This is a genomic window from Mycobacterium sp., assembly GCF_049673265.1.
Lineage (GTDB): Bacteria > Actinomycetota > Actinomycetes > Mycobacteriales > Mycobacteriaceae > Mycobacterium.
The window spans coordinates 1-10,208 of sequence record NZ_JBATXN010000625.1 but is presented as its reverse complement, the minus strand read 5'-3'; the positions used below and the strand labels follow the sequence as shown (position 1 = coordinate 10,208).

General features: G+C 65.7%; 11 protein-coding genes. 4 read left to right on the top strand and 7 right to left on the bottom strand.

Features of this window, described 5'->3' with window-relative positions; genetic code table 11:
• The 7 genes from WBF82_RS21150 to rpmF all read right to left on the bottom strand — a co-directional run.
• Positions 1 to 394: MscL family protein (locus WBF82_RS21150; protein WP_424384885.1), on the bottom strand; the 394-nt coding region annotated here is incomplete at its 3' end.
• 177 nt (positions 395 to 571) lie between these two features.
• Positions 572 to 763, bottom strand: a complete 192-nt coding sequence (locus tag WBF82_RS21145; RefSeq protein WP_424384884.1) for a hypothetical protein — start codon at positions 761 to 763, stop codon at positions 572 to 574.
• Positions 760 to 1,302, bottom strand: a complete 543-nt coding sequence (locus WBF82_RS21140) for a MogA/MoaB family molybdenum cofactor biosynthesis protein (protein ID WP_424384883.1) — start codon at positions 1,300 to 1,302, stop codon at positions 760 to 762. The genes WBF82_RS21145 and WBF82_RS21140 overlap by 4 nt, the downstream gene beginning before the upstream one ends.
• The gene (locus WBF82_RS21135) at positions 1,302 to 2,711 is read right to left on the bottom strand and encodes a S1C family serine protease (RefSeq protein WP_424384882.1); all 1,410 of its coding nucleotides are present in this window, start codon (positions 2,709 to 2,711) and stop codon (positions 1,302 to 1,304) included. The genes WBF82_RS21140 and WBF82_RS21135 overlap by 1 nt, the downstream gene beginning before the upstream one ends.
• 58 nt (positions 2,712 to 2,769) lie before the next feature.
• Complete coding sequence (locus WBF82_RS21130) at positions 2,770 to 4,296, bottom strand: ATP-binding protein (protein WP_424384881.1); 1,527 nt, start codon at positions 4,294 to 4,296, stop codon at positions 2,770 to 2,772.
• Positions 4,296 to 4,982: a response regulator transcription factor gene (locus WBF82_RS21125; protein WP_424384887.1), complete on the bottom strand. Its 687-nt coding sequence runs from the start codon at positions 4,980 to 4,982 to the stop codon at positions 4,296 to 4,298. The genes WBF82_RS21130 and WBF82_RS21125 overlap by 1 nt, the downstream gene beginning before the upstream one ends.
• A gap of 125 nt (positions 4,983 to 5,107) precedes the next feature.
• A complete protein-coding gene (gene rpmF / locus WBF82_RS21120; protein ID WP_424384880.1) occupies positions 5,108 to 5,281 on the bottom strand; it encodes a 50S ribosomal protein L32 in 174 nt (57 codons plus the stop codon).
• Between the two features lie 226 nt (positions 5,282 to 5,507).
• Here rpmF and WBF82_RS21115 point away from each other — a divergent pair, with 226 nt between their 5' ends.
• From WBF82_RS21115 to WBF82_RS21100, 4 genes are all read left to right on the top strand, one after another.
• Positions 5,508 to 7,205, top strand: a complete 1,698-nt coding sequence (locus WBF82_RS21115; protein ID WP_424384879.1) for an acyclic terpene utilization AtuA family protein — start codon at positions 5,508 to 5,510, stop codon at positions 7,203 to 7,205.
• Positions 7,202 to 8,350 (top strand): acyl-CoA dehydrogenase family protein, encoded by a 1,149-nt coding sequence (locus WBF82_RS21110; RefSeq protein ID WP_424384878.1) that lies wholly within the window; start codon positions 7,202 to 7,204, stop codon positions 8,348 to 8,350. Before WBF82_RS21115 ends, WBF82_RS21110 begins: the two co-directional genes overlap by 4 nt.
• Positions 8,351 to 8,432: 82 nt before the next feature.
• The gene (locus tag WBF82_RS21105) at positions 8,433 to 10,028 is read left to right on the top strand and encodes an acyl-CoA carboxylase subunit beta (RefSeq protein ID WP_424384877.1); all 1,596 of its coding nucleotides are present in this window, start codon (positions 8,433 to 8,435) and stop codon (positions 10,026 to 10,028) included.
• Between the two features lie 5 nt (positions 10,029 to 10,033).
• Positions 10,034 to 10,208 (top strand): biotin carboxylase N-terminal domain-containing protein (locus tag WBF82_RS21100; protein WP_424384886.1); only part of this gene is annotated, 175 nt, incomplete at its 3' end.

Here is a 10,208-nt window from a genome sequence, read left to right as displayed (position 1 = left end):
CGGCCGCCGGCTGGTCGCTGGCACAGTACTTGCACTTGTGCGCAGCCTCGGGGATGTCGGACATGCACTCCGAGCATGCCTTGGTCGCCGGCTCCTGGCCGAATACGCTTACACCGCGGCGCTTTTGGATGTGCCGGTACGGCAGCACGATCGCAACGTAGACGGTCGCCATGAAGACCACGAAGTAGACGATCGCCGAGATGAACGCTCCGAAATCGACGAAGGTCGCCTTGTTGCCTCCGTCGCCGAGCTGCACGCCCAATCCGAGAGCGTGATGCGGCTGGGACGCCGCGACGAGCGGGTTGATCACGCTGTCGGTGAAGGCTTTGACCAGGTTTGAAAAAGCCAAGGCCACAACCAACCCGACAGCGACGGTGATCACGTCACCCCGCATTATGAAATCTCGGAATCCTTTGAACACGCGAGCCACCTCCGTCACCGCAGAATTGCCAGGGCGTAGCAGGGCAATGTGAGTTCGCCCGCAAAAACGGTATGCCCGTACGTCCGCAAATGCGGGCGATGCGGCGAATTAGTCACGCAAGGGTATTCATGCTGTGACATCTCCAACCGGTCAAACGTGGTGTGGGGGTACGTTCTCCCTCAGCCACTGCTCGCGATCATCCCAGTTGTCCGGTTCCTCCTCGGACCGCATCGTCACCGGACGGCCGCGATCAGCGTCGTCGCTCGACTCTTGCGGCAGCTCCGTCCCGAATATCTCGTCGAGCTTGCTTCGGTCGGCGCGCCGCGGGCTGGTGGGAGTCAAATCTCCAAGCTCGAGAGTTGGGCGATTATCCCGACCGCCAGCGGATTCAACGTCGCCATACCGTCGCGCACCGCGTACCGCGAGCCGGCGAGGTTGACCACCAAGGTGCTCCCCGAGATACCCGCCAAGCCACGTGACAAGCCGGCATCGATGATGCCCGCTGACAGCCCTGACGCCCGGATGGCTTCCGAGATTCCGAGGAGTTCGCGATCGAGGATTTCCTTGGTCGCTTCGGGTGTTATGTCGCGCGGCGTGACGCCCGTGCCACCGACCGATACCACCAGATCCACTCCCCCGATCACCGCGGTATTCAGTGCGTTGCGGATCTCCACCTCGTCAGCAGCGACGGCCACGACGCCGTCGACAACGAATCCCGCTTCGGTGAGCAGCTCGGTGACCAGTGGCCCGCTGTGGTCCTCATCGCCGTGCGCGGTTCGGTCGTCGACGACGACGACGAGTGCCCTGCCCACCAACTCCGCGCTCTGTTCCATGGTTGCAACCGTATATCTGGGGTCCGACCACGATGCGGGGACTCTCATCACTGCTGCGCCTTGCCCAGGGTGACCTGCACAGTCTTGGTATCACCCGAGGGATCGTTGAACGTGAGCGTCACTTTGTCGCCGGGCGCTTTGGATCGCACGGCGGCAACCAACCCGTCGGCGCTGTTGATCGGACGGTCGTCGACCTTGGTCACCACGACTCCGCTGGGCAGGCCGGCGGCTGCTGCCGCTCCGTTGGGCACCACCTCAACGACTTTGGCACCAGGTGTGCCCTTGTCGTTGGTGACCTGGACGCCCAGGGACGCATGCGCCGCAGTTCCCGTCTTGATCAACTCGTCGGCGATGCGCTTGGCCTGATCGACCGGAATCGCGAAGCCCAGCCCGATCGAACCGCTCTGCGCGTCGGGCGAATCGCCACCCAGCGTGGCAATCGCTGAGTTGACGCCGACCAGCTGTCCGCTCATGTTGACCAACGCGCCGCCCGAGTTACCCGGGTTTATCGCGGCGTCGGTCTGAATCGCGTCGAGGACGGTGTTTTGGTTACCGGTCTCGCCGGTCGTCGACACCGGCCGGTTCATTGCGCTGACGATGCCGGTGGTCACCGTGCCCTCCAGGCCCAGCGGCGACCCGACCGCCATCACCGGCTGGCCGACGCGCAAATTCGCTGACGACCCAAGCGTGATCGGCGTCAAGCCGGAAACGCCTTGGACCCGAACGACTGCGATGTCGGTGGTCGGGTCCGCCCCCACCACCGTGAACTCCGCATGGCGCCCGTCCGAGAAGGTCACCGTGGTCTTCGGCTTTCCGACGGGAGGCTCGCTGTCCGGGTCCTGCGGGCCACCAGGCTCCGGCTCCCGCGGGCCACCACGCTCGCGCGGCGCAGCAGGGTGACCGGGATTGGCCGCGGTGGCGACGACGTGGTTGTTGGTCAGGATCAAACCGTCGGAAGACAGGATGATGCCCGAACCCTCCTCGGACTGTCGACCGAGATCGGTCTCGAGCATGACCACGCTGGGCACCACTTTCGCGGCGACCTGTTCGACCGTGCCCATCGGGGGATTGGCGGCCGGCACGCTGGGAGCCGCACCGCCCAGTGACGTTCCGTCGGCGATGGAAGGGAGCTGCCCACGGTGCTCGATCACCGACGCCGTCGCGCCGCCGATGCCGGCCGATACGACCGCGATCACCACTGCTCCGACAGTCAATGCGCCTGCGCGAGAACGCTTTCGGGGCATGCCAGGTTGCGGCGGCGGCGGACCGCCTGCCGGACCGCCACCGAACGAACCGTATGGCTGCCGGTAGGGCTGCTGGCCGTAGCGCCAGTCGAATTGCTGAGGATATGTTTGCTGCTGCCCATGGCTGGAATAGCCTGGGGCCCCACGCTGATCGGGCGCCGGGGGGTACCCGGCCTGCTGCGGCGGTGGCGAATACCTCGGGTGATTCGTCATGTCGCTAGGTCGCTCTTTTCCTTGGGCAGTCGGTTCAGACTTAACAGTAGCTGGGTAACTACCCTGCCTGCGTGGTCTGAGATTCGACTGAGATAACGTTCGCTGGACCTAGAGAGTTCCCCGGTTTTGACGAAGCGTTAACATCCTGCGCAGCTTCCTCGGCGGCCCGGTACTCCGACGTGGGGATCGGCCGTCCCGGCAGCAATACGCGGATCGACGTTCCCGGCGGGTCGCCGCCTGCAACTGTGTCTTCGACGCGAAGCGCTCCGCCGTGTTTGAGCACGACCTGTTTGACGATCGCAAGGCCAAGGCCTGAGCCCGGCATCGCGCGCGCCGTGGTCGAGCGGAAGAACCGCTCGAACACCAGCGCCCGCTCAGCTTCGGGGATCCCCGGTCCATGGTCGGATACCACCAACTCGGCATGCGTTGGGTTCAACTGCCTGAGCTTGACTCCGACGGTCTCCCCTGACGGACTCCACTTCGCGGCGTTGTCCATCAGGTTCAGCACTGCACGCGACAGGCCCGCAGAATCACCGTAGACCTGCCACGGCATCACCTCGACGTCGAACTCAATGTCGTTGCGGCGCCGCCGTACTCGCTCCAGAGACCGGTCGATGACCTCGCCGATGTCGACCGGCTCGTGAACTACTTCGCCGGCGTCGTCTCGAGTGAGGTCCACCAAATCGCCTACCAGCGTGGATAATTCCTCGATCTGCGCGATCACGTCGGCGCGCAGATCGGCCATCTCCTGGTCGGGCAGCGGCGGCGCACCCGGTTCACTTGACGCGATCAGCAGTTCGACGTTGGTGCGCAGCGATGTCAGCGGGGTGCGTAGCTCGTGACCCGCATCGGCGACCAGGCGAGTCTGACGTTCCCGAGATTCGGCCAGGCCACGCAGCATCAGGTTGAACGCTTCGGTCAGCCGGGCCAGTTCGTCGCTGCCGAATACCGGGATGGGCCGCAGGTCGTCGGTGCGTGCCACCCGTTCGGCCGCCTCGGTCAGCCGGCCCACCGGACGCAGCCCGGCCTGGGTGACCATCCCACCGGCGACCGCGGCGACCGCGACGCCGACCCCGCCGACGATCACCAGCACCCAACGCAACTTCGTCATCACCGCGTCGGTTGGTGCCAGGCTCTTGGATATCAGCAACGAGCTGCCATTCGGCAGGTGCACCGCCAGTACTCGCTGATCGGCCGCCGTCCGCCGCGACATGAACAGATCACCGCGGATGACGGCCTTTTCCGGCGGCCCGATCGGCAGTGTCTGGCCCTCCTGGTTAGCCGTGAAGATCGATCGGCCGGGGTTCACCAGCATCGCGTTGACATCCGAATAGGCAGTGCCCTCAATGGCTTTCGCGGGATCGGCGGCCAACGAACCGCTGGCGATCAGCAGCTGAGCCCGGCTCTGCAGCTGGTTGTCGATGTCCTTGTACAGCGCCGCGGAGATCACCGCGTAGACGGCGACGGCCATCAAGACGACCACCATCGCCACCATCGACATCGCCAGCAGCATCACCCGCCACCGCAGCGATAACGAGGTGCTGGCTCGCAGCTGAGCTCGACGTCGCCGGCGGAACAAGCGCATTAGGGCGGTGTTTCACGCAGCACGTAACCCACTCCACGCACCGTGTGGATCAGCCGCGGCTCTCCATTTGCTTCGGTCTTACGACGCAGGTATCCGACATACACTTCCAGCGCATTGCCTGAGGTGGGGAAGTCGAAGCCCCACACCTCTTCCAGAATCCGGCTGCGAGTCAGGACCCGTCGCGGGTTGGCAATCAACATCTCCAGCAATGCGAATTCAGTGCGGGTCAGGCTGATCTGGCGTTGCCCACGAGTAACTTCGCGGGTCACCGAATCAAGCGTGAGGTCCGCGAACGTCATCGCCACGGATTCGCCCGCTTCCTCGATCCTGGTGCGGCGCAGCAGCGCGCGCAAGCGGGCCAGCAGCTCTTCAAGAGCGAACGGCTTAGGGATGTAGTCGTCGGCGCCGGCGTCCAGGCCCGCGACGCGCTCGGAAACCGTGTCGCGGGCGGTCAGCACCAGGATCGGCAGATCGTCTCCGGTGCTGCGCAGCTGACGGCATACCTCTAAGCCGTCCAGCCGCGGCATCATCACGTCGAGGACCAGCGCGTCGGGCTTATCCGCGGCGATCATCTCGAGGGCTTCCACCCCGTCTTCTGCCAACGAGACTGAATAGCCATTGAAGGAAAGCGACCGGCGCAGCGATTCGCGCACGGCTCGATCGTCGTCAACGACAAGAATTCGCACGGCCACCAGTTTCATCCAATCGCCTGAGAGCGGCCTGAGAGGTGCAGAGGCTGATTGCCCTGCTCTTCGTCGGGTCGCTGTGCTGCCGGCCCCGTTGCCGGACGGCGGGACTCATGGCGAAAAAGCTAGCGGCGATCCAGGTTGATTAGGCCGAGGCGCGCCGCCTTGAGCAACCGGCGCGGCACTTTGTGCTGTTGGCCGGCCACCGTCACACCCACAAGTTCGGGCTTGTCAGCCTTCCACTGCGCGCGCCGACTCCGGGTGTTCGCGCGCGACGTCCTGCGCTTTGGCACAGCCATAATCGGGCCTAACTACTGGTAGGGGGGTCGCCGCACGAGCAGCCTCAACGGGGCGGTTTCGACCAAGTTGAGATCAATAATAGTCTCCTGCCCTGCTGCTCACAAAAATCGGCACCCGAACGTGGCAGCCGGAAAGGGAGCATCCTTGACGTGACACCTGCGGTACCCGCTAACCTACCGGTTGGTTGGTTGCGTCCGGTAGGACGCTGAAGGGAGGGCGACACGTATGGCGTCCGCGGTCCGGATTGGCAACTGCTCGGGATTTTATGGCGATCGGCACTCCGCGATGCGCGAGATGCTCACCGGCGGCGATCTGGACTTCCTCACCGGCGATTACCTGGCCGAACTGACCATGCTGATCCTTGGCCGCGACCGGATGAAGCACCCTGATCGCGGCTACGCGAAGACCTTCCTGACCCAGCTCGAGGAGTGCCTGGGTCTGGCACACGACCGCGGTGTCCGCATCGTCGCCAACGCAGGCGGCCTCAATCCCGCCGGCCTCGCCGACGCGATCCGCAGCCTGGCCGAGCGGGTGGGCGTCGCGGCTCGAGTCGCCCATGTTGAAGGCGACGACCTGTTGCCGCGGGCTGAGGAACTGGGGCTGGGCACGCCGTTGACGGCCAATGCCTACCTGGGCGGCTGGGGCATCGTCGACTGCGTGGCCAGTGGCGCCGACGTGGTGGTGACCGGCCGCGTCACCGACGCGTCGGTGACCGTCGGGCCGGCGGCCGCGCACTTCGGCTGGAGCCGCACCGACTACCACCAACTCGCCGGCGCCGTGGTCGCCGGGCACGTGATCGAATGCGGCATTCAGGCCACCGGCGGCAACTTCTCGTTCTTCACCGAGATCCCCGATTTGACCCACCCGGGTTTCCCGCTGGCCGAGATCCACGCCGACGGCTCCTCGGTGATCACCAAGCACCCCGGGACCGGAGGGTTGGTCAGCGTCGACACCGTCACCGCGCAACTGCTCTACGAGATCACCGGCGCCCGCTATGCCAATCCGGACGTCACGGCCCGGATGGACACCATCGAGTTGAGCGCCGACGGCGCCGATCGGGTGCGCATCAGCGGGGTGGTCGGTGAACCGCCGCCGCCCACGCTGAAGGTCTCGCTGAACAGCATCGGCGGATTCCGCAACTCGATGACGTTCGTATTGACCGGCCTGGACATCGAAGAAAAGGCCGCGTTGGTGCGACGCCAGCTGGAGGCGGCACTCACGGTCAAACCCGCGGAGTTGGAGTGGACGCTCGCCCGCACCGAACACCCCGACGCCGACACCGAAGAAACGGCCAGTGCGCTACTGCGCTGCGTGGTCCGCGACCAAGACGCCGCCAACGTCGGACGCCAGTTTTCCTCGGCCGCAGTCGAATTAGCGCTCGCAAGCTATCCGGGCTTCACCGTCACCGCGCCGCCCGGCGACGGTCAGGTGTATGGAGTGTTTACCGCCGGCTACGTCGACGCTACGAAAGTGCCGCATGTCGCCGTGGATGCCGACGGGACCGGCACCTACATCCCTTGCGCGGCAGAGACTCTCGATCTGACGGCCGCCGACCCGCCGGCCCTGCCAGAGCCATTGCCGGCGGGTCCGACGCGTCGCGTGCCGCTGGGCCGGATCGCAGCGGCCCGCAGCGGCGACAAGGGCGGGTCGGCCAACGTCGGAGTATGGGTGCGTACCGACGAGCAGTGGCGCTGGCTGGCCAACACCCTGACCGTCGAGCTGCTCAAGGAGCTGCTGCCCGAAACGGCCGAGCTGCCGGTCACCCGGCACCTGCTGCCCAACCTGCGTGCGGTGAACTTCGTCATCGACGACATCCTCGGCCAAGGCGTCGCCTACCAAGCACGGTTCGATCCGCAAGCGAAAGGGCTGGGCGAATGGCTGCGCAGCCGCCACGTCGATATCCCGGAGGGGTTGTTGTCATGAACATCTGGACCACACCCGAACGGGACCAGCTGCGCAAGACGGTGCGCTCCTTCGCCGAACGGGAGATCTTGCCACACGCAGACGAGTGGGAGCGGATCGGTGAGTTGCCGCGGGACCTGCATCGACGCGCGGGAGCTGCCGGGGTACTTGGGGCGAACTTCCCCGAGGAAGTCGGTGGCGGCGGCGGTGACGGCGCCGACGCGGTGATCGTCTGCGAAGAGCTGCATGAGGCAGTTGTACCCGGGGGCGTCTTCGCGTCGCTGTTCACCTGCGGCATCGCGGTGCCGCACATGATCGCGTCCGGGGATGCGGGGCTGATCGAAAAATTCGTTCGCCCGACCTTGGCCGGCGAGCTGATCGGCGCGTTGGCCATCACCGAGCCCGGCGGCGGCTCCGATGTCGGGCACGTGCGGACGACTGCGGTCCGGGACGGCGACCACTACATCGTCAACGGCGCCAAAACCTACATCACCTCCGGGGTACGCGCCGACTACGTCGTCACCGCGGTACGCACCGGTGGCCCTGGCGCTGCAGGAGTTTCCTTGCTGACGGTCGAGAAAGGCACGCCGGGGTTCGCGGTGAGCCGCAAGCTGGACAAGATGGGTTGGCGTTCGTCGGACACCGCCGAGCTGTCCTACACCGATGCCGTCGTGCCGGCGGCCAACCTGGTCGGCGCGGAGAACAGCGGCTTCGCCCAGATCGCGCAGGCATTCGTCGCCGAGCGCATCGGCCTTGCCGCGCAAGCCTATTCGAGCGCGCAGCGATGCCTCGACATCACCGTGCAATGGTGCCGCGACCGCGAGACGTTCGGCCGGCCACTGATATCCCGGCAGGCCGTGCAGAACACGCTGGCCGAGATGGCCCGTCGCATCGATGTCGCGCGCGTCTATGCGCGCAACGTGGTGGAGCGCCAGCTGGCCGGCGAAACCAACCTGATCGCGCCGGTGTGTTTCGCCAAGAACACCGCCGTCGAAGCCGGCGAATGGGTGGCCCACCAAGCCGTTCAGCTGTTCGGTGGCATGGGATACATGTCCGAATCCGAAGTCGAACGCCAGTACCGCGACATGCGGATCCTCGGCATCGGAGGCGGCACCACCGAAATCTTGACCTCGCTGGCCGCGAAAACCCTTGGATATCAGTCATGATTACACCGCCTCCTCCTCATCGCTCCGTCCCCCTCGCCGCTGCGCGGCTGGGGGTACCCCCACCGCATCGTCGGCGGTGGTCATGACCGCGTTGCAGTCCACGCTCGATCCCAACTCCGACACCTACGCCGAGGCGGCATCGACGGCCACGTCACGGCTTGAGGAGATCGCCGGCGAGCTGGCCAACGCGCTCGGCGGTGGCGGCCCCAAGTACGTCGAGCGCCATCATGCCCGCGGCAAGCTGACGGCCCGGGAACGCATCGAGCTGCTCGTCGATCCCGACTCCGCCTTCCTCGAACTGAGCCCACTCGCAGCGTGGGGCAGCGCGTTCGCGGTCGGCGCCAGTACGGTCACGGGAATCGGCGTCGTCGAGGGTGTCGAATGCATGATCGTCGCCAACGACCCGACGGTCAAAGGCGGCACCAGCAATCCGTGGACGTTGAAGAAAATTCTGCGAGCCAACCAAATCGCCTTTGAGAACCGGCTTCCCGTGCTGTCGCTGGTGGAATCCGGCGGCGCGGACCTACCCACGCAGAAGGAAATCTTCGTCCCGGGCGGCCGGATGTTTCGCGACCTGACCCGATTGTCGGCGGCCGGGATACCGACGATTGCGCTGGTGTTCGGCAACTCCACCGCGGGCGGCGCGTACGTGCCCGGGATGTCCGACCACGTCGTGATGATCAAAGAACGCTCGAAGGTCTTTCTGGCCGGCCCGCCGCTGGTGAAGATGGCTACCGGCGAGGAGTCCGACGACGAGTCGCTGGGCGGTGCCGAAATGCACTCCCGCATATCGGGTTTGGGTGACTACTTCGCTGTCGACGAACTCGATGCGATCCGCATCGGGCGTCGCATCGTTGCCCGGCTCAACTGGTCCAAACAGGGACCCGCGCCAAGACCGGTCGTCGAGCCGCTGTTCGACGCTGAGGAGCTGATCGGCATCGTGCCGGCCGATCTGCGCGTCCCGTTCGATCCGCGGGAAGTGATCGCCCGCATCGTCGACGGCTCCGAGTTCGACGAATTCAAGGCGCTTTACGGCTCGTCTCTGGTCACCGGCTGGGCGAGGCTGCACGGCTACCCGCTGGGCATCCTGGCCAACGCCCGCGGTGTGCTGTTCAGCGAGGAGTCGCAAAAGGCCACCCAGTTCATTCAGCTGGCAAACCGGTCCAACACGCCACTGTTGTTCTTGCACAACACCACCGGATACATGGTGGGCAAGGACTATGAAGAGGGCGGCATGATCAAACACGGTTCGATGATGATCAACGCGGTGTCCAACTCGACAGTGCCGCATATCTCGCTGCTGATCGGCGCGTCGTACGGCGCCGGCCATTACGGCATGTGCGGCCGCGCCTACGACCCGCGGTTTTTGTTCGCTTGGCCGAGCGCAAAGGCCGCCGTGATGGGTGGCGCGCAGCTGGCCGGGGTGTTGTCGATCGTGAGCCGCGCGGCCGCCGAGGCGCGCGGCCAGCAAGTCGACGAGGAAGCTGATGCGGCGATGCGGGCCGCGGTCGAAGGCCAGATCGAGGCCGAGTCGCTGCCGATGGTGCTGTCCGGGATGCTGTACGACGACGGGGTGATCGATCCGCGCGACACCCGTACCGTTCTGGGAATGTGTTTGTCCGCCATAGCCAATGGCCCGATCAAGGGGACGTCGAACTTCGGCGTCTTCCGGATGTGACGCGCATGACAATCACTCGAGTTCTGGTGGCCAACCGCGGCGAGATCGCCCGACGGGTGTTCGCGACCTGCCGCAATCTCGGCCTGGGCACGGTCGCGGTCCACACCGACCCGGACGCCCACGCCCCGCACGTCGCCGAGGCGGACGCCCGGGTGCGACTGGCGCAGGCAGGCGACTATC

What these genes read in the sequence shown, in the direction of transcription:
- rpmF (WP_424384880.1), bottom strand. Translation starts at nt 5,281, where the DNA reads ATGGCTGTGCCAAAGCGCAGGACGTCGCGCGCGAACACCCGGAGTCGG.
- WBF82_RS21105 (WP_424384877.1), top strand. Translation starts at nt 8,433, where the DNA reads ATGACCGCGTTGCAGTCCACGCTCGATCCCAACTCCGACACCTACGCC.
- WBF82_RS21110 (WP_424384878.1), top strand. Translation starts at nt 7,202, where the DNA reads ATGAACATCTGGACCACACCCGAACGGGACCAGCTGCGCAAGACGGTG.
- WBF82_RS21115 (WP_424384879.1), top strand. Translation starts at nt 5,508, where the DNA reads ATGGCGTCCGCGGTCCGGATTGGCAACTGCTCGGGATTTTATGGCGAT.
- WBF82_RS21140 (WP_424384883.1), bottom strand. Translation starts at nt 1,302, where the DNA reads ATGAGAGTCCCCGCATCGTGGTCGGACCCCAGATATACGGTTGCAACC.
- WBF82_RS21135 (WP_424384882.1), bottom strand. Translation starts at nt 2,711, where the DNA reads ATGACGAATCACCCGAGGTATTCGCCACCGCCGCAGCAGGCCGGGTAC.
- WBF82_RS21130 (WP_424384881.1), bottom strand. Translation starts at nt 4,296, where the DNA reads ATGCGCTTGTTCCGCCGGCGACGTCGAGCTCAGCTGCGAGCCAGCACC.